The sequence below is a fragment of the Bacillus sp. LQ16 genome, assembly GCF_057784645.1.
In genome coordinates this window covers 466,825-488,972 of the sequence record NZ_CM173491.1, presented here as the reverse complement: position 1 = coordinate 488,972, position 22,148 = coordinate 466,825, and the positions used below count along the sequence as shown (strand labels likewise).

The 22,148-nt window shown below is 36.1% G+C and carries 24 protein-coding genes and 1 other annotated feature; of the genes, 5 read left to right on the top strand and 19 right to left on the bottom strand.

Annotated elements, in window-relative coordinates; genetic code table 11:
* Positions 1-152: 152 nt before the first annotated feature.
* From AC3EMB_RS02460 to AC3EMB_RS02450, 3 genes are read right to left on the bottom strand one after another with little or no spacing between them, the layout of a single operon-like run.
* The gene (locus AC3EMB_RS02460; RefSeq protein WP_001226536.1) at positions 153-1,019 is read right to left on the bottom strand and encodes a YihY/virulence factor BrkB family protein; all 867 of its coding nucleotides are present in this window, start codon (positions 1,017-1,019) and stop codon (positions 153-155) included.
* Positions 1,020-1,025: 6 nt separating this feature from the next.
* The gene (locus tag AC3EMB_RS02455) at positions 1,026-1,541 is read right to left on the bottom strand and encodes a DUF4075 domain-containing protein (protein ID WP_454486312.1); all 516 of its coding nucleotides are present in this window, start codon (positions 1,539-1,541) and stop codon (positions 1,026-1,028) included.
* 53 nt (positions 1,542-1,594) lie between these two features.
* Positions 1,595-2,059 (bottom strand): low molecular weight protein-tyrosine-phosphatase, encoded by a 465-nt coding sequence (locus tag AC3EMB_RS02450; RefSeq protein WP_000250916.1) that lies wholly within the window; start codon positions 2,057-2,059, stop codon positions 1,595-1,597.
* Between the two features lie 174 nt (positions 2,060-2,233).
* On the opposite strand from AC3EMB_RS02450, the gene AC3EMB_RS02445 reads away from it, so the two are divergent.
* Both AC3EMB_RS02445 and AC3EMB_RS02440 read left to right on the top strand, forming a co-directional pair.
* Positions 2,234-2,458 (top strand): DUF1128 domain-containing protein, encoded by a 225-nt coding sequence (locus AC3EMB_RS02445; RefSeq protein WP_000366196.1) that lies wholly within the window; start codon positions 2,234-2,236, stop codon positions 2,456-2,458.
* 193 nt (positions 2,459-2,651) lie between these two features.
* Positions 2,652-5,318, top strand: coding sequence for a cation-translocating P-type ATPase (locus AC3EMB_RS02440; protein ID WP_488517442.1), 2,667 nt, complete (start codon positions 2,652-2,654; stop codon positions 5,316-5,318).
* Positions 5,319-5,353: 35 nt separating this feature from the next.
* On the opposite strand, the gene AC3EMB_RS02435 is transcribed toward AC3EMB_RS02440, so the two are convergent.
* The 7 genes from AC3EMB_RS02435 to AC3EMB_RS02405 all read right to left on the bottom strand — a co-directional run bounded on the left by AC3EMB_RS02435 (position 5,354) and on the right by AC3EMB_RS02405 (position 11,934).
* Positions 5,354-6,436 carry a toxic anion resistance protein gene (locus AC3EMB_RS02435; protein WP_001064413.1) on the bottom strand — a complete coding sequence of 361 codons (1,083 nt, stop codon included), beginning with the start codon at positions 6,434-6,436 and terminating at the stop codon, positions 5,354-5,356.
* 18 nt (positions 6,437-6,454) lie between these two features.
* Entirely contained in the window at positions 6,455-8,086 is a 1,632-nt protein-coding gene (locus AC3EMB_RS02430; protein ID WP_095691460.1) for a YceG family protein, read from the bottom strand.
* Between the two features lie 109 nt (positions 8,087-8,195).
* Positions 8,196-8,987, bottom strand: coding sequence for a TerC family protein (locus tag AC3EMB_RS02425; RefSeq protein ID WP_023520991.1), 792 nt, complete (start codon positions 8,985-8,987; stop codon positions 8,196-8,198).
* Between the two features lie 72 nt (positions 8,988-9,059).
* Positions 9,060-9,638, bottom strand: a complete 579-nt coding sequence (locus tag AC3EMB_RS02420) for a TerD family protein (RefSeq protein ID WP_000236649.1) — start codon at positions 9,636-9,638, stop codon at positions 9,060-9,062.
* Positions 9,639-9,723: 85 nt separating this feature from the next.
* On the bottom strand, positions 9,724-10,308 hold the full coding sequence (locus tag AC3EMB_RS02415) for a TerD family protein (RefSeq protein WP_000146729.1): 585 nt from the start codon (positions 10,306-10,308) through the stop codon (positions 9,724-9,726).
* Positions 10,309-10,330: 22 nt separating this feature from the next.
* Entirely contained in the window at positions 10,331-10,927 is a 597-nt protein-coding gene (locus tag AC3EMB_RS02410; RefSeq protein WP_001121586.1) for a TerD family protein, read from the bottom strand.
* A 128-nt stretch (positions 10,928-11,055) separates the two neighbouring features.
* Positions 11,056-11,934 carry an ROK family protein gene (locus AC3EMB_RS02405; protein ID WP_340719541.1) on the bottom strand — a complete coding sequence of 293 codons (879 nt, stop codon included), beginning with the start codon at positions 11,932-11,934 and terminating at the stop codon, positions 11,056-11,058.
* 201 nt (positions 11,935-12,135) lie between these two features.
* Here AC3EMB_RS02405 and AC3EMB_RS02400 point away from each other — a divergent pair, with 201 nt between their 5' ends.
* Positions 12,136-13,281, top strand: a complete 1,146-nt coding sequence (locus AC3EMB_RS02400; protein ID WP_488517441.1) for a cell wall anchor protein — start codon at positions 12,136-12,138, stop codon at positions 13,279-13,281.
* Between the two features lie 115 nt (positions 13,282-13,396).
* Here the strand turns inward: AC3EMB_RS02400 and proS are convergent, their stop codons facing one another.
* Positions 13,397-14,827: a proline--tRNA ligase gene (gene proS / locus AC3EMB_RS02395; RefSeq protein ID WP_098125820.1), complete on the bottom strand. Its 1,431-nt coding sequence runs from the start codon at positions 14,825-14,827 to the stop codon at positions 13,397-13,399.
* Between the two features lie 47 nt (positions 14,828-14,874).
* Positions 14,875-15,081, bottom strand: a binding site (T-box leader).
* Positions 15,082-15,174: 93 nt separating this feature from the next.
* The gene (locus tag AC3EMB_RS02390; RefSeq protein ID WP_000383860.1) at positions 15,175-15,468 is read right to left on the bottom strand and encodes a YesK-like family protein; all 294 of its coding nucleotides are present in this window, start codon (positions 15,466-15,468) and stop codon (positions 15,175-15,177) included.
* Between the two features lie 153 nt (positions 15,469-15,621).
* Between AC3EMB_RS02390 and AC3EMB_RS02385 the strand changes: the two genes are divergently transcribed.
* A complete protein-coding gene (locus tag AC3EMB_RS02385; RefSeq protein WP_053565342.1) occupies positions 15,622-16,935 on the top strand; it encodes an alkaline phosphatase family protein in 1,314 nt (437 codons plus the stop codon).
* 108 nt (positions 16,936-17,043) lie between these two features.
* Positions 17,044-18,327, top strand: a complete 1,284-nt coding sequence (locus tag AC3EMB_RS02380; protein WP_000738820.1) for an MFS transporter — start codon at positions 17,044-17,046, stop codon at positions 18,325-18,327.
* A gap of 69 nt (positions 18,328-18,396) precedes the next feature.
* Here the strand turns inward: AC3EMB_RS02380 and AC3EMB_RS02375 are convergent, their stop codons facing one another.
* The 7 genes from AC3EMB_RS02375 to AC3EMB_RS02345 all read right to left on the bottom strand — a co-directional run bounded on the left by AC3EMB_RS02375 (position 18,397) and on the right by AC3EMB_RS02345 (position 21,884).
* On the bottom strand, positions 18,397-18,648 hold the full coding sequence (locus AC3EMB_RS02375; protein WP_002023181.1) for a helix-turn-helix transcriptional regulator: 252 nt from the start codon (positions 18,646-18,648) through the stop codon (positions 18,397-18,399).
* 56 nt (positions 18,649-18,704) lie between these two features.
* Positions 18,705-19,937 (bottom strand): MFS transporter, encoded by a 1,233-nt coding sequence (locus tag AC3EMB_RS02370; protein WP_098125818.1) that lies wholly within the window; start codon positions 19,935-19,937, stop codon positions 18,705-18,707.
* 66 nt (positions 19,938-20,003) lie between these two features.
* Positions 20,004-20,585, bottom strand: coding sequence for a TetR/AcrR family transcriptional regulator (locus tag AC3EMB_RS02365; protein WP_001254447.1), 582 nt, complete (start codon positions 20,583-20,585; stop codon positions 20,004-20,006).
* A gap of 80 nt (positions 20,586-20,665) precedes the next feature.
* On the bottom strand, positions 20,666-20,809 hold the full coding sequence (locus AC3EMB_RS02360) for a hypothetical protein (RefSeq protein WP_000817985.1): 144 nt from the start codon (positions 20,807-20,809) through the stop codon (positions 20,666-20,668).
* Positions 20,810-20,934: 125 nt separating this feature from the next.
* Entirely contained in the window at positions 20,935-21,174 is a 240-nt protein-coding gene (locus AC3EMB_RS02355; protein WP_089170349.1) for a hypothetical protein, read from the bottom strand.
* Between the two features lie 13 nt (positions 21,175-21,187).
* Complete coding sequence (locus AC3EMB_RS02350; protein ID WP_064532164.1) at positions 21,188-21,502, bottom strand: thioredoxin family protein; 315 nt, start codon at positions 21,500-21,502, stop codon at positions 21,188-21,190.
* 10 nt (positions 21,503-21,512) lie between these two features.
* Positions 21,513-21,884 (bottom strand): DnaJ family domain-containing protein, encoded by a 372-nt coding sequence (locus tag AC3EMB_RS02345; protein ID WP_017657409.1) that lies wholly within the window; start codon positions 21,882-21,884, stop codon positions 21,513-21,515.
* Between the last annotated feature and the right edge of the window lie 264 nt (positions 21,885-22,148).

The following is a 22,148-nucleotide window of genomic DNA, read 5'->3' as shown; positions in this document are numbered from 1 at the left end:
GATAGCTATTATGACCGTTCGCACTGCTACTCGTTTTATGCTTTGGATGCGAACTGCTCTTTTGTTTATTATTACTTTTATTATTATGGTTCTTTTTATTATTACTCATGAAATATCCCCCCTGTTCCTTTTTATTATGGAACAAGAACTCATTATTCATTACGGGAATTATTGTCACCGGTTCTATAATGGTGGAGTAAACCATTAATTTCACCGCCAAGTAAAATTACCCATCCAGTTAAATAAAACCATAACATTAAAATAATGATACCACCGAGACCACCATATGTATTGGCGTAATTCGCAAACTTATCTACATAATAAGCAAATGAGTAAGACACCACAATCCATCCTACAGTAGCAAATAACGCCCCTGAAATAACTTCTCTTCTTTTTAACTTTCGATCTGGTGCAAATGTATATAAGAAACTAAACAAAGCAAATAGTACGAAGAAACTCGCTACTAATCGTGTAATGCTCCATACGAAAGAAAAACTATCTGATAAACCGAGTGCTTTAAACACTGCTGCTCCAATAACTTGTCCGAATACCGGAACAATTAACGCAAAGACAATCATAAAAATAATAGCTAATGTAAACACAATTGATAACGCTCTTGTTGTAATAAAAGAACGTGTTTCCTTCACGTCATAAGCGCGGTTAAAAGCATTCATAACCGCATTAACACCATTTGAGGCAAACCATAACATGGATAATAAACCAAATGATAATAAACCACCATTTTGCTGGTTTACAACTTTATCTACATTTACCTCAATTAAGTTCATTGCATCATCTGGTACATAAACCTCTAATAAACTAAGCACATCCTCTGTTTGAATGGGAATAAATCCAAGAAGCGTAATTAAGAAAACGAGCCCAGGAAAAATTGCAAGCAAGAAGAAATAAGCGAGCTGTGCTGCCAAGCCCGCTACATCATCGCGCATCGTCCGGTCATATAAATCTTTACCAAACGAATAAGTACGATTTCTTCTCACCTTTTCTAAAATTTTTCTCATATATGTTTAAACGCTTTTCTTCTCTTCTTTATCTTGCTTTAACTCAATGTACGCTTCAGTTTTTTTTTCCACTGCATTTGAGTCTTTTATAAATAATTCACGCGCTTCTTTCATACCACCATCTTCAGCAACTACTGGCTCTTCTTCTGCTTTCAGCTCATCTACCTTTGGAGATACAGCTTGAATTTCAATCGTTTCTGGCTTTTCTTCTGGCCCAACTTTTTTCTTACTAAAAATTTCTTTCGTTTCTTTTAACGTCTCTACAACAGATGGGGTTAATTTTTTAATTTCTGCTACTTTCGCTTTTACCACATTGAAATCAGCAAGTTCGCGTCCTTTATCTGTAACAGTTTGCACTTTTTCTTTGATCTTTGCATTTTCACCAATTTCAATCATCTTTGTTTTTGCTTTTTCTGCTGTATTTTTTACTTTTTCACGGTTTTCTTTCTTTAACATGGATACAGCTACACCTGCCGCTACACCAATCGCAATGTTTCGAGCAATATTATTTTTCTTTGCCATATTCCTTCACCCTTTCATTTCTTATGTTAGAAAGTATTTCTTTCTAAGCTTCCTCATATTCCTTGTTCATTTCGAATGAAAGCTAATAGCTTTGCACACCCTTCTGTTACAAGGTCATATACTTCTTGGAAATTCCCTGTATAGTAAGGGTCAGGAACGTCTGTCCAGCCACCGTCTGGAACAAAATCGGACAGCCTACCAATATAGCCTCCAGTTTTACCTAAACTTTTTAAATCTGCTATATTCTTGTTGTCCATGGCAATAATATAATCAAACTTTGTTAAGTCTTCTTTTTCTACTTGCCTTGCTTTAATTCCTTCAAAAGTGACTGCATTTTCTTTTAAAATTTTTTGTGTTCCTTTATGTGGCGGATGGCCAACATGCCAATCTCCAGTTCCTGCAGAATCAATGACAATTTTCTCTTCAAGTCCCTCTTTTACGACAAGATTTCGAAAAATCGCTTCTGCCATCGGAGAACGGCAAATGTTCCCAAGACAAACAAACAATACTTGAACCATGTTTTTGTTTCTTCCCTTCTTGGTGCATTTCTTCATATATACTTATAGTATAAACAACCAATTATGAAATATAAAGGAAATCCCTACTAATTTAATAGGATTGAAAAGATTCATTAACGAAAATGATAAAAAATGTTAAGATAGCCTTATGTTATTTTAAAGGGGGACACTTCGGTGGATTTATCCGTAAAGTCAGAAGAAAACGTTGAATACATGGTCGAAGCTATTAAAGAAAAATTACGTATGGTTAATGCTGGAGCGATGAGAGCTGCTAGTTTTAACGAAGAAATGTACGAAGATTTACGTGACATTTATGATCATGTTATGAAACGTGAAACATTCAGCATTAGTGAAATGCAAGCTATTACAGAAGAATTAGGTACATTAATTAAAAAGTAAAAAGGGCCTCGCTTATATGAGGCTCTTTTTTACTTCCGACAAATTCATGACAACTCTTCTCTTTTCCTCAACCAACTGTAAAATATTGTACAATAGAAGTAGAACCTCACCTTAGATTTTTTCTCCATACATACTACTCACAAATAATAGCAACACTACCATTGCTAACTGTTTTTACTGGAGGTGCTTACTTATGAGCAATTGGTACAGTAAGACGAAAGATCAAACATTGATTGACCTAGAAACAAACGAACAACACGGTTTAACAGATGAGATTGTAAGTGAACGTTTAAAGCAATACGGTTCTAATGAATTAGCTACAAAACAAAAACGCACTTTATGGCAGCGTATTTTCGCCCAAATTAATGACGTCCTCGTATATGTCCTTATTATTGCTGCCCTTATTTCTGCCTTTGTAGGTGAATGGGCGGATGCCAGTATTATCGCGCTTGTTGTAGTTTTAAATGCTGTTATCGGTGTTGTCCAAGAATCGAAAGCAGAACAAGCTTTAGAGGCACTAAAAAAGATGGCAACACCTAAAGCTATCGTCAAGAGAAATGGTGAACTAAAAGAAATTCCATCTGAACACGTCGTTCCAGGGGATATCGTTATGCTCGACGCCGGACGATATATCCCATGCGATTTACGCCTTATCGAAACCGCAAATTTAAAAGTTGAAGAATCTGCTCTAACTGGTGAATCTGTCCCTGTTGATAAAGATGCAATCTACCACCCTTCCATGCAACGTGATGAGCAAGTACCACTCGGCGATCAAAAAAACATGGCCTTTATGTCTACTCTTGTAACATATGGAAGAGGCGTCGGTGTTGCTGTTGAAACTGGAATGAACTCACAAATTGGTAAGATTGCTACCCTTTTACATGAAGCAGACGATGATATGACACCACTTCAAAAAAGCTTAGCACAAGTCGGAAAATATTTAGGCTTTGTCGCTGTAGCTATTTGTATCGTTATGTTCCTCATCGGTTTTTTACAAGGTCGGGATACGTTAGAAATGTTTATGACTGCTATTAGTTTAGCCGTTGCAGCTATTCCAGAAGGCTTGCCAGCTATCGTTTCCATCGTTCTTGCAATTGGTGTGCAACGTATGATTAAACAAAACGTTATCATTCGCAAACTACCAGCTGTTGAAGCCCTCGGTTCTGTCACAATTATTTGTTCAGATAAAACAGGTACGTTAACGCAAAATAAAATGACCGTTACTCACTTTTATAGTGATAACACATACGATCGCTTAGAAAGTTTAAATGTAAATAATGATGCGCAACGTCTCTTGTTAGAAAATATGGTGCTATGTAATGATGCATCTTACAATAACGAATCACAAACGGGAGACCCGACTGAAATTGCACTTCTCGTTGCTGGAACCACTTTTAACATGCAAAAAGATCATTTAGAAAAAATACATGAACGTGTTAACGAAGTACCTTTCGATTCAGATCGTAAAATGATGTCAACTGTACATACATACGATGAAAGCTACTATAGCATGACGAAAGGCGCTATTGATAAGCTCTTACCTCGATGTACCCATATTTTTAAAAACGGCAAAATCGAGATTTTAACTGATTCTGATAAAAATCAAATATTAGAAGCTGCCGGAGCAATGTCTCAAGAAGCTTTAAGAGTACTTTCATTCGCATTTAAACAATACAATTCAAACGATGTGGATATAAATCATCTTGAAAAAAATCTTATCTTTATTGGTCTTGTCGGTATGATTGATCCACCACGAACTGAAGTGAAAGATTCAATTAAAGAATGTAAAAAAGCCGGTATTCGCACAGTTATGATTACTGGTGACCATAAAGATACCGCCTTTGCAATTGCCAAAGAACTTGGCATTGCTGAAGAAATATCGGAAATTATGATTGGAACTGAATTAGATAACATTTCTGATACAGAACTAGCTAGCAAAATTAATCATTTAAATGTATTCGCTAGAGTCTCTCCAGAGCATAAAGTGAAAATTGTAAAGGCATTACGCGCGAAAGGAAATATCGTTTCTATGACTGGTGATGGTGTCAATGATGCACCATCTTTAAAGCAAGCTGATGTTGGCGTTGCGATGGGCATTACAGGAACAGACGTTGCAAAAGGGGCAGCAGACGTCGTGTTAACAGATGATAATTTCTCATCTATTGTGAAAGCCGTTGAAGAAGGTAGAAATATTTATCGTAACATAAAAAAATCAATTCTCTTCCTACTCTCTTGTAACTTCGGAGAAATTATCGCTTTATTTTTAGCGATTTTACTCGGCTGGGCAACACCACTACGACCTATTCATATTTTGTGGGTGAATTTAATTACAGATACACTGCCTGCATTATCACTTGGGGTTGATCCTGAAGATCCAGATGTGATGAAGGAAAAACCACGACATGCGAAAGAAAGCTTATTTAATGGCAGCGTTCCTTTCCTGATTTTCAATGGAGTTATCATTGGACTTTTAACGCTAATAGCTTTTATCGCCGGAGCAAAATTCTATACTGGAGATACAAATTTATTTCCTCTTTTCCCAGAGCGAATTGATGACGATGCACTATTACACGCTCAAACGATGGCATTTGTCGTTCTTAGTTTTTCTCAGCTCGTTCATTCATTTAACTTGCGTTCAAGAACGAAATCAATTTTTTCAATTGGGATCTTTACAAATAAATATTTAGTTTTCTCCCTTCTTATCGGTGTTCTTATGCAAGTTTGTATCATCTCCATCCCGCCCCTTGCAAATATATTCGGTGTACATGCATTAACGATGCGAGATTGGGGATTTGTTCTCTTATTAAGTATCATTCCACTTATTGTGAATGAGATTATTAAATTAGTGAAGAGAAACTAAAAGGCAATGAGGAATAGTCCTCATTGCCTTTTCATTTATCCTTGTAATTCTTTTTTGATATTCTCTGTTAATGTAGCCATACGCTTGCGGCTTTCTTCACGCTCACGTTTATTTTGTTCTTCAATTTGTTGTGTTTCTTGCATACCTCTTGAAATAATGTTCCAAGTTTCCTCAAGTGTTTCCATCTTAATACTAGAAGAACCTGATAATCTCGCTACTTCTACACTTTGCGTTGCGATATTTTGTGCATTTTTCTTAAGTAATTCATTTGTACGGCGATCCAGTTCAGCCATAGAATCTGCAACAAGCTTTTGGCGCTTGGCATTTACCGCTTGAATGATACCATTTTTAAAGATAGGAATCGTTGTAATAAATGCTGTATTGATTTTACCAATTAATTTATTATTACCACGTTGAATCATGCGAATTTGCGGCGCTGTAAGTAGCGCAACCATACGCGCTTTTTCTAAATCATCAATACGTTGCTCTAAAATTTCAACCGAGTTTTTAAGCGACTCTAATTCAATACCTGCTAATTGATCATTATTACGCACGCGCTCTTCATACATCGGAACTAATTCTGTATTTAAACGCTCTAATAACATTTCTCCTGCTACTACGTACTTCTCTAAGTCTAAATAATATTTTAAGTTTTGCTCATACAAGCCATCTAACGTTCCAATTGATTTTTTCATCTCATCTTGGTACTTCGTAATTTCCACATAAACCTTATCAATTTCGCGGCCCATCGTTTGATATTTACTAAAGATTTGTTCTATCATTTTATCCGCTTTTTTGAACATGCGCGAGAAGAAACCACTTTTTTCTTCTGCAAAGTCTTTACTATCAAATCTGTCCATAATTTTACCAAGTTGCTTTAACAATTCACCAGAATCTTCTATCTTTGATAATGACATTGTATGTAAAATTTGATCAGCAAAACGTGAAATTTCCATAGAAGGTTCTTTTCCAAGTTCAATTAATTCCAATTGATCTTTAATATCTACTGCGTTATAAATACGTTGCACATCTGCATCTTGTCTAAGTTGCAAGCGAACATCTTGTGCGGTTTGCTCATTCAATTCAGTTTTCGAATCTAGTACGACTGGGTTATTCATATGGTATTCTCCCTTTCCTTATAAAAATGGACGAAATAGTCCTTTTATTGTTTGTGATAAATTTTTATAGGCTGATGAACCATGAAACTCAAGATCGAAATTAACTTCTTCAAGCCAATGGGAATCAAATGCTCCCGCTTCAACATATGGTTCAATATCGTTTCTGCCCGTGGGATTGAAATGGAATACATCTACTCCAATTTGATTCAAAAATAGTAATAAAACAGCGTCAGAACGAGTTAATTCTCCGCTCTTCTCATTATTAAATATAACAATTTTCGGTACATCTTGTGAATAATCAAATTTCTCAAGCTGTTCTAAAATATTGGGTGGTATTTGAGAAAGTTGTGCGAAAACATATAGCGCTACATCTTGTTTCGTCTCTTTCGCAATTGGTTTGCATATTTCACTTTCGCACGTATGGATAATCGCCTCTGCAATCCCATGTTGTAAACCTTCCGGTAAACGCTTATGTGGCCACCAATGGCTATTCATAATTAGATCAGGATGTAATTTTCCAGCTCGGTCCAATGCATCTCGATAATGATATTGGAAGTTTGCTTTTTGCTCTTTCGTAAACGGGAATGTATTAATTAATAAACTGTTATCAAATGATGTAACCGCCTTTAATCGTTGAAAATATTCTTTATCATTCTTTGAAACGCCTGATATTTTCGCAAATAAAGAAGGAATATAAATATGTTTATTTTCAACAAAGAATGTTGGACGTACAAATGCCTTTTCTTTCGTAATTAAAAAGAGTTCATCATATGTCGTTTTTAACGTACGTGCTACAGGTGTATACGAACGGAATTGCCACGGTTTATATAATAGTGAATTATCGTGGTGAAGTACTTGTTCAATTTCTTTCGAAGCTTGATACGCTACTGTTGCAACACGCTCGCGGCGGCGATCAGGGAATGGTTCAAGAGAAATGCGACCCGGATGGGACATAATAAAAGTTCTTCCCTCTTCATCAATATTTTCAAATCCATCTTTTCCTTCGGGGTGATAATAAAGCACATCACAACCGAGCATAATAAGAAAATATAAGAAATATATACGGCTTTCCTGTGCATCACCATACCAAACGATACGTGGCATCCGTTTCTTATAATTAATCGTAGAGAACCACTTCGCTACGTAATTTTCGCTTAGTTTAATTATGTCGATTAAGAAACGACGGAAGCCTTCTGTCTTTAACGACTGATTATGTTGTTTCTCATATAATTTCAATACTGCAATAAACGTCGTATGTATGTAATGCTGTAAATCAGGGTTGTCTACTTTCGGTAAAAGTTGTTTCCCAGATAAGTGTGCAACTAACCTATTTACTGTCAGACCATTTGGTGCTTCTTGATGTAATCCGAACACTTCTTGAATATGACGAAGCTTTTCTGAATCAATCACTTTGTTTAAATTTTGTTCGTGTAAAACTTCGATTCCTTTCGCTTCACTATAATCAAACAGTTCATTAAAATATTCATCTACATCATTAGGAACGCCAAGGATTCGACATGCTATATAACTAAATTTCATCTCATTCTCTGTCAGCTCATATTGTGGGCGTTTTTCTAAAAGCGCTTCAAATTGCTTTAAATCTGATTCATCTTTTAATGCATATGGTTGAAGTGTAAAACGTGAAAACACAACAGTTCACCTCCAAAAACATTTACGTTTTTTCTAAGTCCTTCTTCTATTATAAACTATTTTTGGTTATAAAAAATGGGCGCTCGCAAAACGAGCAAACCCATTTCAATTATTTATTGTCTTCTTTAGTAGCTGCTACTTCTTCTTTAGCTTGTCCAGAATTCTTCATGTAGTGAAGTATAAATGTTGCTCCAAATGCTACAACTAAAATAATGAAGAACACTGTATGGCTTATTTCAATATGAATAACAGACAATAACATTTTTGCTGCAATAATTAAAATTAAAATATATGCTGTCGTTTCAAGTTCTGGAATACGCTCTAACAATTTTAAGAATACACCAGCGATACCACGCATCATTAAAATACCTAGCATTCCGCCTAATAGTAAAATCCAAACTTCATTAGATACACCAAATGCAGCAAGTACGCTATCTACAGAGAATGCGATATCCATTAATTCAACCATCGCAACTGTTCCCCAGAAGACACCGAACATTCTGAAGAGAATACTATTTTGGTTCATACCATGAGATTCCTCTTCTTCTGCATTACCTTTTCTTTTATCAATGAAGTATTTAACTGAAAGCCACGCTAAGTAAAGTGCACCTAACACTTTTACCCATGCTAATTTAATTAAGAACATCCCGATTCCAATCGCAATAAAGCGGAACACATAAGCTCCAATAAGTCCATAGAATAATGCTTTTTTACGTTTTTCTTCCGGAAGGTGTTTTACCATTACCGCTAACACAAGTGCGTTATCAGCAGATAACAACCCTTCAAGTACAACAAGTGTACCTATTAATCCCCAAGATACTGGATCTTGCAACACTTTAATCCACATGTCCAAGTCGAAAAACTGAGCATACGTATCAAGGATTCCTTGCAAAATACTCATCTTACCTTTATCCCCTATTCTTTGCTAGATTTATAGAAAGGTCAAAAAAAGGAAACGAATATCGTTTCCTTTCTATGCATCCAAGCCATACGCTCTTACAAGCGCACCTAAACCACCTTGGAATCCACTTCCTACTGCATTAAACTTCCACTGTCCATTATGACGGTATAATTCACAAAAGACAACTGCTGTTTCGATGGAGAAATCTTCCCCTAAATCAAAACGAAGAACTTCTTCATTCGTCTCTTCATTCGCTAAACGAACAAACGCATTTCCAACTTGCCCAAAGTTTTGACTACGGCCTTCTGCATCATAAATCGTAACTGTAATAGCAATTTTATGAACATCTGCTGGAACCTTCTTCAAATCTACAACAAGTTGCTCATCGTCGCCTTCGCCTTCGCCTGTACGGTTATCTCCTGTATGTAAAACAGATCCACAAGGAGACTGTAAATTATTATAGAAAATAAAATCAGTTTCCTTCGTACATTTTCCGTTTGCATCTAATAAAAAGGCAGATGCATCTAAATCGAAATCTGATCCACCGTCATAAGATTTAATATCCCATCCAAGACCAATTACTGCTTTTGTTAAACCAGGGCTTGTCTTACCTAAATCGATTTTCTGTCCTTTTTGTAATTGAATAACCATCTATATTCACCTCTATATTTTTATCTTTAAAAATATATCCATCGGTATACACGCCTTTCACCGATGGATATATAAATCAAATCTATTACTCTACATCTAAACCAAAATTATTACATAGAGACGCTAATCCACCTTGGAATCCACTTCCGATTGCATTGAATTTCCAGTCACCTGCATGACGATATAATTCACCTACTACTACGGCTGTTTCAATAGAGAAATCTTCTCCTAAATCGTAACGAATTAATTCTGCATTCTTTTCTTCATCTAAAATACGTACGAAAGAGTTAGAAACTTGTCCAAAGTTTTGGCTTCGTCCTTCTCCATCGTAAATCGTGATTGTGAAGCAAATACGTTCGATATGTGCAGGTACATTTTTCAAATCTACTTTAATCGATTCGTCATCGCCTTCACCTTCGCCAGTTCGGTTATCTCCTAAATGCTCTACAGCACCATTCGCACCTTTTGGGTTATTATAGAAGACGAAATCCTCTGCACCTGAAACTTTACCGTTAGCACCTACTAAGAAAATACTAACATCTAAATCGAAATCGTTTTGTCCATCATAACGATTCGTATCCCAACCAAGTCCTACAAGAACTTTTGAAAGACCTGGATTCGTTTTTGTTAAGTCTACCTTTTGTCCTTTTTTCAATGAAATTGATGCCATACACAATTCCTCCTCGGTTATTTTATTGATAACGTGATACAATCTCACTTAAGTTTTTATCTTGTGTTCCTTCTCCAACTGCTGAAAACTTCCATTCACTTCCGTGACGATACATTTCACCTGCAATTAGAGTCGTTTTGCCAGCGTAATTATCCGATAAATTATAGCGTGCTAATTCTTCACCAGTTTGCGGGTTTTGAATACGAATATATGCATTACGAATCATCCCGAAATCTTGACGACGATTTACACAGTCATAAATATTTACAACGAATACTAAACGATTAATACGGCTCGGAACTTTATGTAATTCTACGAAAATTGTTTCGTCATCACCAGCGCCTTCGCCTGTTAAATTATCTCCTGAATGAATAATACTACCACAAGTAGAAAGTTTATTTCCGAAGTAAACTAAATCATTTTTGTTTAAAAAACGATCTCCTTCTAACATAACAACAGATGCATCACAATCTACATTTGGTTTACTTCCAAATAATGAAGACAGAAATCCACCTGATTGCCCAATTGGATCCCAGCCTAAGCCAACCTGTAGTTTTGCTACTTTTGGTTGTCCTTTCGTTAAATCGATCTTTTGACCTTTTTCTAAAATAATAGGCATGAAGTTTCTCCCTTTCTACAAAGCATTTTCCAAATCGGAAAATATTGTATTCTTCTCTTATATTGTAGCATTATTTACCTAGCGATAAAAAGGATAAATTCTCAGTTATATGAAAACATTCATATAATTTACTTATGATGATGTAAGAAGTGGTAAATAGCACCAATCATTCCTGCACAATTACCGTTTTGCGCAAGTTCAATCTCACAATTATTATAAATCTCTTGATTTAAGTATTTACTGACCTCCTCTTTTACTTCTTTTAAAAACTCATTTCCTCTATCGGTAATTCCTCCACCAATAATAATCGTTTCTGGATTAAAAATATAAGCAAGATTACTAATTCCGATCGCCAAATGTTTAAAGAAGATCCCAACTGCTTGAGCAACTTCCCGATCTCCTTTATCATACAACTCGAAAATTCTTTTCCCATTCCACTCGCCTTTGCCTTTATATTTTCTTACAAGCCGAATTAATCCTGAAATCGAAGCAACCTCTTCAAACGTTTTTCCTTCTATTAACATATTCCCCCATTCACCAGCACTAAATGAATGTCCTCGGTACAATTCTCCATCTATAAAAATTGCTCCCCCAATTCCTGTTCCAAGGGTGAGCATAATAAAGTTCTCTTTCTCTCTTCCACTACCATTCCACTTTTCTCCAAACGCTGCACAATTCACATCATTGTCAATCGATACTGGTACTTTTAATATCTCTTGCAATCTATCAATAATAGGAATAGTACTATATCCCGGAATATGATCCGCACCTCCCGTCACAATTCCTTTATTAATATCAACAATTCCCGTAGTGCTAATACCAATTCCTGCAATAGTATGTTCATTCATTATTTTTTTGGATACATATATAAGTTTTTGAATAATTTGTTCTCCGCCTAAATGAATTTCTGTTGCAACTGTTTTACGCTTTAATACTCTCCCTATTTCTGAAACAATGCCATACTTAATTTGCGTACCGCCAATATCAAACGCTATGTACTCTTTCATCTACTGCCACTTCCTCTACCGTTATGAATGTAAATTCCCCGCCTCTACTATTTGTAGGAAATCTACATTAACTCTTTTCTGCTTTGACAAATACACCACCTTTTTCTATATATAGTTTTTTTTGCATAAAACTCTTTTTCCTAAGAAATATTACAAAGGGATGTATTTTAGATGGAATATTAATTTCTTAGGAGGAAAACCATGACGAAAATCTTCATTTTAGCATCAACACTCTCTTTATCTTTTTTTAGCGGTTTAAATATCGGTAATGCTGCAACTGAGAACTTCCAACCATTAACAAACGCTGTTGTACAAAATAGCGATCATTTTGCAGAAGGAAATTTAAAGGATAATAATAAACCTCCAGGAAATAACGGTTCTCAGGACGATAGTGGTTCTGGCGGCAGCGGCTCTGGCGGCAATGGTTCCGGCGGTAACGGTTCTGGTGGTAGTGGTTCTGACGGCAGTGGTTCTGGTGGCAGTGGCTCTGGTGACAACGGTTCCAGCGGTAACGGTTCTGGTGGTAGCGGCTCTGACGGCAGTGGTTCTGGTGGCAACGGTTCTGGTGGCAATGGTTCTGGCGGTAACGGTTCTGGCGACAGTGGCTCTGGTGGTAACGGTTCTGGTGGTAACGGTTCTGGTGGCAATGGCTCTGGCGGCAATGGTTCCGGCGGTAACGGTTCTGGTGGCAGTGGCTCTGGTGACAACGGTTCTGGTGGCAATGGTTCTGGCGGTAACGGTTCTGGTGGCAGTGGCTCTGGCGGCAATGGTTCTGGCGGTAACGGTTCTGGTGGCAGTGGCTCTGGTGGCAATGGTTCTGGTGGTAACGGTTCCGGTGGTAACGGTTCCGGTGGTAACGGTTCCGGTGGTAACGGTTCCGGTGGTAACGGTTCCGGTGGTAACGGTTCCGGTGGTAACGGTTCCGGTGGTAACGGTTCCGGTGGTAACGGTTCCGGTGGTAACGGTTCCGGTGGTAACGGTTCCGGTGGTAACGGTTCCGGTGGTAACGGTTCCGGTGGTAACGGTTCCGGTGGTAACGGTTCTGGCGGTAACGGTTCTGGTGGCAGTGGCTCTCACGGCGGTAATGGCTCTCAAGGTGGCAATCGTGTTAAAGGTGATAGCAGTTCTCAAGGGGGTAATGGCTCTCAAGGTGGCAATCGTGTTAAAGGCGATAGCAATTCTCAGAAGGGCAACGGTTCTCAAGGTGGTAATGTAAAAGATAATACAAAAAAACAAGGTGATAAATTACCTAATACTGCAACGCATTACCCTATATCTATTTTAATGGGTCTTTCAACATTCCTCATTGGTATGTTACTGTTTATTCGTCGTAAAAACGTAAAATAAGAACAACATCCTTCCATCTAAAAAGTACATGAAATAATGTATAAAACTAAAAAGGGCTTTGGATTGCATTTTATTATGCAGCCCAAAGTCCTTTTTATCACCTATCAAAAGAGTATTAATACGCTTTTCCCCAATACACCATTTGTTTAGCTTCTTTACCACAACAAATACATTCTTCAGCTAAATGCTCTTGCTCAAAAGGCATACAACGTGAAGATACTCCTACTTCTTCTTTTAGTTTCTCTTCACAAGCCAATTCCCCGCACCACATTGCTTTAATAAAGCCTTGCTTTTCGTCAGCTACTTTTTTCATCTCTTCGAAATTTGTCACAGCATACGTATTCTCATCGCGAAATGCTTTTGCTTTATTAAATAAAGAACTATGAATTTCTTCAAGTAATGCTGGAATACGTTCTTCTAATTGATCCATTGGTACAAATTCTTTTTCCTTCGCATCTCTTCTTACAAGTACAACTTGATTCTTTTCAATATCTTTAGGACCAACTTCTAATCGAATTGGAATACCCTTCATTTCATACTCATTAAATTTCCAACCAGGCGTTTTATTACTAGCATCTATTTTTACTCGTGCAACCTTTTGAATATGTCCTTGTAACTCTGTTGCTTTTGCTAAAACTCCTTCTTTATGCTGAGCAATTGGTACAATAACAACTTGCACTGGAGCGACTTTTGGTGGCATTACAAGTCCATTATTATCGCTATGAACCATTATTAGCCCGCCTATCATTCTTGTTGATACACCCCAAGATGTTTGGTGCACATATTGCCATTTACCGTTACGATCTAAAAACTTAATATCAAATGCTTCTGAGAAATTCGTCCCAAAGTTATGAGAGGTTCCTGTTTGAAGCGCTTTTCCATCATGCATTAAACTTTCAATTGTATAAGTTGCCTTTGCTCCAGCAAACTTCTCTTTTTCTGTTTTTTGTCCTTTAATAACTGGTATCGCTAAATAATCCTCACAGAAAGAAGCATATAAGTTTAAAATATTTAATGTTTCAGCCTGCGATTCTTCTGCCGTTTCATGGATTGTATGACCCTCTTGCCATAAAAATTCAGTCGTACGAAGGAATGGTCTAGTTGTCTTCTCCCAACGAACTACTGAACACCACTGATTATATAACTTTGGCAAATCATTATAGGATTGCACAATTTTTGAAAAGTGCTCACAGAATAAAGTTTCAGATGTAGGACGTACACAAAGTCTTTCCGCTAACTTTTCATCCCCGCCATGTGTAACCCATGCTACTTCAGGAGCAAATCCTTCAACATGATCCTTCTCTTTTTGCAATAAACTCTCTGGGATAAACATTGGCATATATACATTTTCATGGCCAGTTTCTTTTAACTTCTCATCCATCACCTTCTGCATATTCTCCCATAAGGCATAACCATACGGACGTAAAATCATGCACCCTTTTACACTTGAATAATCAACAAGTTCGGCTTTTTTTACAATATCGGTATACCACTGCGCAAAGTCCTCTTCCATCTTCGTAATGGCTTGCACTTGTTCTTTTGCCATAGTCAGTCTTCCTCCTTCTAGAAAATACAAAAAAGCCCGCGTCCCTAAATAGGGACCGAGCTTTGCCGGCGTTACCACCCTGATTCATGCACAAAAATTGCGCATGCTCTCTTTTTGATAACGGGAAATTCCCGCTGCATATGCAGAACTCAAAGGCAGGTTCCATATTGCCTTTTTAAGAATCTTTCAGCCTGGCGGATTCTCTCTCTGCTAAAAAGGTTGAATATGTACTAGTCCTTTTTCATCGTTATAACGAAATAAATTTGTTGATTATCATAATACAAATTCTTTTTTAAAACAATAGCTAATTTTCTTATTATTATATATTCTTTTCATTTTTTACAGTTTTATACGTAGCTTTTTCGAGAGATTTTTACAAGTTGATGTGCAATCATACCAATAAGTGTACCTAGTAGAACGAAGAAACCAATAAATCCATATCCCATTCCTTCCCACCCACCAATAACCATCATGGTAACAGGAAATGATGCTAAGCAAAGAAGTATTACAATCAGTGCAAATATAATATCAAACTGTTTGTCTGGAAAACGTTTCTTTAGTAAATATGAAATAGCAAATACAAGGAGAATTGTGATGCCACCAATGATGTAAAATATACCGAATCCATCTAACCAGTCCATACTATTCCCTCCGTCCATAGATTCCCTTATACTTATTATATGTTTAATTTTTCTGAAAATAAACAATAAATTTTATTCAGAAACATATTTTTATTACTAGGTATTAATAGTAATATATAAGAATAGGTTTTATATAATTAGGAGGATTACTTTATGGATAAAGCATTAACGAATCGTGTCATTATTTTATCATTCGACTGTTTATCAGCTTTAGATTTTCCTATACTACAAAAACTACCTCATTTCCAATCTCTAATAAAAAAGGGCACGGTTGTCGAAAAAGTAGAACCAATTTATCCTTCTGTAACATATCCAAGCCACTCAACAATCGTAACCGGTAATTACCCTAACAAGCACGGTGTTGTTAGTAATACGTTACTTCAACCAGGACGTGAATCACCTGATTGGCATTGGTACCGAAAATCGATAAAAGGAACAACATTGTATGATGAAGCGCGTAAAGCAAATTTAACGACAGCTGCCCTTCTATGGCCTGTTACTGGGAGAGCAAACATTGATTACAATTTACCAGAAATTTTCCCCAATAGACCTTGGCAAAATCAAGTGTTAGTTTCCTTATTTAGCGGTAGCCCACTATACCAATTAGATTTAAATCTTCGTTTCGGCCATATAAGAAATGGTTTATCACAACCAGAGCTGGATGATTTCGTCCTCGCCTCTGCTGTACACACCATTCAGACGAAAAAGCCTAATGTTATGTTCGTACATTTCACTGATTTAGACACGCAAAGACATTATCATGGCTTTGAATCTAACGAAACAATAGCTGCAATTCATAGACATGATGAGCGGCTCGGGAAAATTATTCAAACTTTAAAAGACAGTGACCTATACGAAGAGAGTACAATTATCGCTCTTGGTGACCATAGCGCTTTAAGTGAAAACAAAGCGATTCAATTAAATGTGCTATTCCAACAAAAAGGCCTCGTATCTATAAATAAAAAAGGGCTATTAGTAGATTGGAAGGCCTATTGTCAAAGTTGCGACGGGTCTGCCTATGTATATGTGAAAGACAAAAATGATACGGATACAATTCGAGAAGTACAACTACTCCTTGAAGAACTGCTGCAAAATAAACAGAATGGAATTGAATTTATACTTCATGATGAAGCTGCGAAAGACTGCGGTGCAGATGGTAATTGTTTATTTATGTTAGAAGCGCAAGAGGGGTATTATTTCACTGAAAACTATACAGGAGATTTTATAAAAGACATTACTGAAAAAGATGTTACGCCTAGTAAAAAATATACATTTGGTACGCATGGATACTCTCCAACAAAACCTAACTATGAAACAATTTTTATCGCTGCTGGAAAAGGAATAAAAACCGGCGTTACCGTCCCGTATATGAGACTTATTGATGAAGGTCCAACTATCGCTAGACTACTCGGTTTACACTTAGGCGAAACAGACGGATCAATTGTAGAGGATTTACTCCAATTGTAAAGAACTGTGTATATATGTAAAAGTTCTGTAAAAATCATCACTGTTTCTCTTTTTATAATTTTTATTTTTGTACACTGTTAGTAGAACAAATTTAAGGGGGAACACTATATGAAAAAAATGTCCAGACAAGAAAAAAGCTGGATATTATACGATTGGGCGAACTCGGTATATTCGCTCGTCATTACAACTGCATTATTTCCAATTTACTTTAAAGCAGCTGCAAAAGAAGCCGGGCTATCTGGTGCAACTTCAACAGCATATTGGGGATATGCAAACTCGTTCGCTACACTTTTAATTTCTATACTTGCTCCTATTCTCGGCACAGTTGCTGATTATAAAGGATTTAAAAAACGATTTTTCACATTCTTCTTTGGACTTGGTATCGTATTTACAAGTATGTTAGCAGTCGTTCCAACATCTCAGTGGTACTTATTATTAGGATGCTATATGCTCGCCTTAGTTGGTTTTGCTGGAGCCAACATTTTCTATGATGCATTTTTAGTAGATGTCACTTCTGAAGATAGAATGGATCGAATTTCTACAAGAGGTTTCGCTTTAGGCTATATTGGGAGTACTATTCCTTTTATCGGTTGTATCGCTCTTATTATTCTTGCTCAAAAAGGAACTATCCCTTTATCAGTAGGCATTGCTAGTCAAATTTCATTCGCGATAACAGCTCTTTGGTGGGGGTTATTTACAATTCCGATGCTTAAAAACGTAGAGCAAACACACTATATTGAGCGTCATCCAAGACCTATTAAAATGAGCTTCAAACGTCTTGCTGATACTTTTAAAAATATTAAAGAATATAAAACTGTATTTATGTTTCTAATTGCTTACTTTTTCTATATTGACGGAGTCGATACAATTATTACTATGTCTACAGCTTACGGAACCGATCTCGGTATCAGTGCAACGAACCTATTAATCATATTATTTGTAACACAAATTGTCGCTTGTCCATTTGCGTTACTATACGGAAAACTATCTGAAACATTTACTGGTAAAAAAATGTTATATGTCGGTATCATTATTTATATCATTATTTGCACATATGCTTATTTCTTAAAAACGACACTTGATTTTTGGATTTTAGCAATGTTAGTTGCTACATCTCAAGGTGGTATTCAAGCACTAAGTCGTTCATACTTTGCAAAACTAGTACCAAAAGAATCTGCTAATGAATTCTTCGGATTTTATAATATCTTTGGTAAGTTCGCCGCAATTATGGGCCCGGTATTAGTCGGTGTTACAACGCAATTAACAGGAAAAACAAACGCTGGTGTTCTTAGTATTATTGTATTGTTTATTATCGGTGGATTCTTACTCACTAGAGTTCCAGAAAATAATACATCTGTTACACCACCTAGTCCAAAGACTAAAACGCTATAAGAAAAGATCCTCTTCTCATAAGAAGAGGATCTTTTTTATTTTTAACAGTGCGCCTTATAATGAACGACTCTACTGCTTGTACAAAAATAATTTATCAACAGTTGTTCCTAATACTTCAGCTAAACGGAATGCTAACGCTAAGCTTGGATCATATTTATTATTCTCAATTGCATTTATCGTTTGTCTAGAAACCTTGCATTTATCAGCTAATGCGCCTTGTGAAATATTATTTTCAGTGCGTAATTCATAGATTTGATTTTTCACACCATTGCTCCTAACCTGTAAAATCGTTTTTACAACATCAGTATATAATTGGCTCATATAGTTGTCAAAAGTTCCTCAAAGAAAAAGGGAGCAATTTTGCTCCCTTACAATAGTTATTTCGAAGCTAACGAATTTGTTAGTTCCTCTTTATTAGCGACAGCTTCTTTCTTTATTTGCATACGTAGAACTGGCCCTATCGCTAATAAAATAAGTGCCATCGCTATACAAAATACAGTAACTAGTGAAGTTAGTTCCTTTAATCCTCCAGCTAGTGAAGTTCCAATTAGCATTGCCCCCATAAACAGTGGTAAAATCGTCCCATTTACTCTTCCAACCATATTTTCTGGTACAAGTTGAATCATAAGCGTACCGACAACAATATTAACACAAGCTAAACAAATACCTGTTCCAAATCTCATGAAACTAGTAATCCAAAATGATGTAGATAGCCCTTCTACTAAAAATGATATCGCTAATATGCCCATACCGAATACAAACATCTTTTTCGGATTCACTTTTGAAGCGAAAATTGCAGCAACAATACCGCCGATTAACATACCTATTCCATCAGCTGCTGCTAAATATTGAACAGCTTCTTTTTCCATGCCTAAACGTTCAATTACAAGAAACACCTCTAATGGAGTTGTTAATCCAACAGCTAAACCCATAATTGTAAAAGTGATCGTAATCATACGTAAATTTTTCGTGTGAAGAACGTATTTCCATCCTTCTTTTATATCATTTTTTAATGAATCTCTTGCCACTTGCTCTTTTTCAACCCATTTTGGTAAAAATGAAAGGGCGATAGCCGATAACAAAAATAGAATGATTAAACTATATAGTGATGTAAATAAGCCAAGTTGTGTATACACAATTGATCCTACAACTGGTCCAAAAATCATAAATAATGACTGTAATGTTTGGTTAAATGCAATCGCATTTGCTACCTGTTCTTCTTTTACATAGCGCTTAAATATACGCGACGATGACGGTTGAGAAAACTGACCTACAATCGCGGAAATGAGTGTTGCAAAAAATATAGCCTGCCAATAATCCAGCTTTAACAACAGGACAATTCCTATAATAGACAGTACACTCAACACATCTCCAGCGACCATTGTTCTTTTCGGATTCCAGCGATCTGCTAATGCACCACCAATGAACGAGAAAATAAAGATAGGTGCATACTCCATGACAGATAATAGAGACACTGAAACTGGATCATTATTTGTCCGCTCCATTATGAAATATAAAAGAGCCATATTTCTGATCCAAATTGCAAATTGTTGTAAAATATCAGATGCCATAACGAGCATAAATGCTCGGTTTTTAAATAAAGCTTTCACTTTCATCCCCCTTCCATAAACCGACCGTTCGGTCTAATTTGTTTTGTAAGAAAAGCAACTGACTTATTATTCAGCTGCCATTCCTTTTAACAATACATCTATTGCCTTTTTATAAATACGTTTCAGCTCTTTATAATCTAACTCGTAGTAAAGTACTCCAAGCCCTGATAATAATCCGTTCACAATATACATAAGATCACGAGCATTATCTTCACGGAACTCTCCAGACTGTATACCTGCTTCAATTAATTTCTCAAACATAACATATGATTCTCTAGTTAAAGCTAACAGTTCATCCAGAATCTCTTTACTTACAACTTGGCTCATAGAGAATTCCTCTATTGCATTTGAAATTGGTTGCTGTATGTCCTCTACATGATATTCCGCGAGACCATATAGTTTTTCAGTACTAGTACTATACAACTTCTCTTTTTCATTCCATTTTTCAACCCAATCATACGTATGCTGTTTCACTACAAATAAAAATAATTCTTCTTTACTTTTAAAGTGATAATAAATGCTTCCTTTACTTCGCTCTGTAATTTCACAAATCTCTTCCATAGATGTAGCTGCATAGCCCTTCTGTGAAAATAGACTTTCTGCTTTATATGCAATTTCTTTCTTTATCTCTTCTGCACTTCTTCTCATATTCACACCTCTTTAAACCGACCGTTCAGTCTAATAATAACAAATCAAAAACCTCTATCGCAAGAAGCTATATTCCTTATTTAAGAAAACGTACTTTCAAACCAAGTTCGAATCATATGTATTGTTCCAAATTTAAATGCTAATTTAACAAGAATTACACCTCCCGCAGCTAATAAAAACAACACTACTTTCCCCTTATTTTTCACTTTCGGTTCCCTTTTCATTTCCATTCCCCTTAGTATGTTAAAAATATTAATCAAACGTTTGTTTAACTGTGTTTATGCATATGTAAGCCGACTAATCAAACGTTTGTTTAAAAAGAAATACGCCTATATAAGGCGCATTTTCATCAATCACCACCGCAGCTTCCTCCGCTATCTCCCCCAAAAGACCCTCCACAATCATGTGAGCCACCATCATGCGAGCTATCATTATCAGATCCAGCAAAGAAAAATAATGGTGATGAGCTGTTAGATGAATTATGAATGTTATTTTGTTTTGTAAGATTTACCTTCTTTTTGTTCGATCGAACTGCTGTTACGATTATTCCAACTACAACAAATAATAGTATGACAATAATAAATTCCATATAAAAGCCTCCCTTATTCCTCGAATAATTGAATGGTTCTCTCTAGATTTTCAAGTGAAATGAAGCGCGATTCTCGAAGGATCTCTTTTCCATTATAAAATAATAAAATTGTCGGTCCTGTAAATACGGCATATCGCCCCGCAATCTCTTGCATGTCTTGTAGTAATATCTCTATTTTCTCTACGTAATCATAATTCTCTAATACGCAATTTACTTTTCTTAGCATAACATCACAAACACCACAATTTTCCGTTTTAATAAACAGAAGTACCAATTGTTGTTCTTCGATATAGGTCGCTAATTCTTCTATCGTTTTAAATGTAGTCATCTTATCCCTCTTAGCGTAATTTACGAAATACTTTTTCTTGATACATACGAAAAGCTGAACTATCTTTAATCTTTCTCTTTTCCATTACCTGCTGAAAACGAAGCGTTTTTACTGTTAACTCTTCTCTTAATTTCTTTCTCTCTTCTTCATCATAACAGCAAGCAATTAGATCCTCTATTTTTAATATATCTTTTTGTAGTTCCATTTCTGGTGGAATCATTCCCGCATTTTTTAAAATTTTATAACTCATTCTAAGTTCTGGAGGTACCATTGAAAAATCTTCTAATTGTAGTGGTTTTCCTTTTCCCGGAAGATAATCAAGATCACCATTCCGTATTGCTTTTCGAATTTTTTCTTCAGCAATGTTCAAAAACACATCCACACTATTCCCTCCTTTACATATTTTTACTATTATTTTACATGATATTTCCTTATCTTTCTACGTCTTTAATAATTGGCTCCATACAATTTTTTCTCAAATTTATTTATAATGAGCTATTTCCTCCCATACCGATCTTTCGTTTTCATATATAGTTTGTATTCAAGCCTTTTTGTATTGAGAAAGTCTTTTACAACTGAATAAAGCGTTTACACTAAATCTTACATTTGTTACGATTTAATCACCCCCAGCTCCCTTGTATAGACT

Excerpts from the sequence above, each read along its gene's own strand:
- AC3EMB_RS02415 (WP_000146729.1), bottom strand. The coding sequence starts at position 10,308 with ATGGCATCAATTTCATTGAAAAAAGGACAAAAGGTAGACTTAACAAAA.
- AC3EMB_RS02355 (WP_089170349.1), bottom strand. The coding sequence starts at position 21,174 with ATGGAATTTATTATTGTCATACTATTATTTGTTGTAGTTGGAATAATC.
- AC3EMB_RS02440 (WP_488517442.1), top strand. The coding sequence starts at position 2,652 with ATGAGCAATTGGTACAGTAAGACGAAAGATCAAACATTGATTGACCTA.
- AC3EMB_RS02405 (WP_340719541.1), bottom strand. The coding sequence starts at position 11,934 with ATGAAAGAGTACATAGCGTTTGATATTGGCGGTACGCAAATTAAGTAT.
- AC3EMB_RS02410 (WP_001121586.1), bottom strand. The coding sequence starts at position 10,927 with ATGCCTATTATTTTAGAAAAAGGTCAAAAGATCGATTTAACGAAAGGA.
- AC3EMB_RS02375 (WP_002023181.1), bottom strand. The coding sequence starts at position 18,648 with ATGAGCCAATTATATACTGATGTTGTAAAAACGATTTTACAGGTTAGG.
- AC3EMB_RS02390 (WP_000383860.1), bottom strand. The coding sequence starts at position 15,468 with ATGGACTGGTTAGATGGATTCGGTATATTTTACATCATTGGTGGCATC.
- AC3EMB_RS02450 (WP_000250916.1), bottom strand. The coding sequence starts at position 2,059 with ATGGTTCAAGTATTGTTTGTTTGTCTTGGGAACATTTGCCGTTCTCCG.
- AC3EMB_RS02380 (WP_000738820.1), top strand. The coding sequence starts at position 17,044 with ATGAAAAAAATGTCCAGACAAGAAAAAAGCTGGATATTATACGATTGG.
- AC3EMB_RS02400 (WP_488517441.1), top strand. The coding sequence starts at position 12,136 with ATGACGAAAATCTTCATTTTAGCATCAACACTCTCTTTATCTTTTTTT.
- AC3EMB_RS02435 (WP_001064413.1), bottom strand. The coding sequence starts at position 6,436 with ATGAATAACCCAGTCGTACTAGATTCGAAAACTGAATTGAATGAGCAA.
- AC3EMB_RS02360 (WP_000817985.1), bottom strand. The coding sequence starts at position 20,809 with ATGAAAAGGGAACCGAAAGTGAAAAATAAGGGGAAAGTAGTGTTGTTT.
- AC3EMB_RS02420 (WP_000236649.1), bottom strand. The coding sequence starts at position 9,638 with ATGGTTATTCAATTACAAAAAGGACAGAAAATCGATTTAGGTAAGACA.
- AC3EMB_RS02425 (WP_023520991.1), bottom strand. The coding sequence starts at position 8,987 with ATGAGTATTTTGCAAGGAATCCTTGATACGTATGCTCAGTTTTTCGAC.
- AC3EMB_RS02350 (WP_064532164.1), bottom strand. The coding sequence starts at position 21,502 with ATGACTACATTTAAAACGATAGAAGAATTAGCGACCTATATCGAAGAA.
- proS (WP_098125820.1), bottom strand. The coding sequence starts at position 14,827 with ATGGCAAAAGAACAAGTGCAAGCCATTACGAAGATGGAAGAGGACTTT.
- AC3EMB_RS02460 (WP_001226536.1), bottom strand. The coding sequence starts at position 1,019 with ATGAGAAAAATTTTAGAAAAGGTGAGAAGAAATCGTACTTATTCGTTT.
- AC3EMB_RS02365 (WP_001254447.1), bottom strand. The coding sequence starts at position 20,585 with ATGAGAAGAAGTGCAGAAGAGATAAAGAAAGAAATTGCATATAAAGCA.
- AC3EMB_RS02385 (WP_053565342.1), top strand. The coding sequence starts at position 15,622 with ATGGATAAAGCATTAACGAATCGTGTCATTATTTTATCATTCGACTGT.
- AC3EMB_RS02455 (WP_454486312.1), bottom strand. The coding sequence starts at position 1,541 with ATGGCAAAGAAAAATAATATTGCTCGAAACATTGCGATTGGTGTAGCG.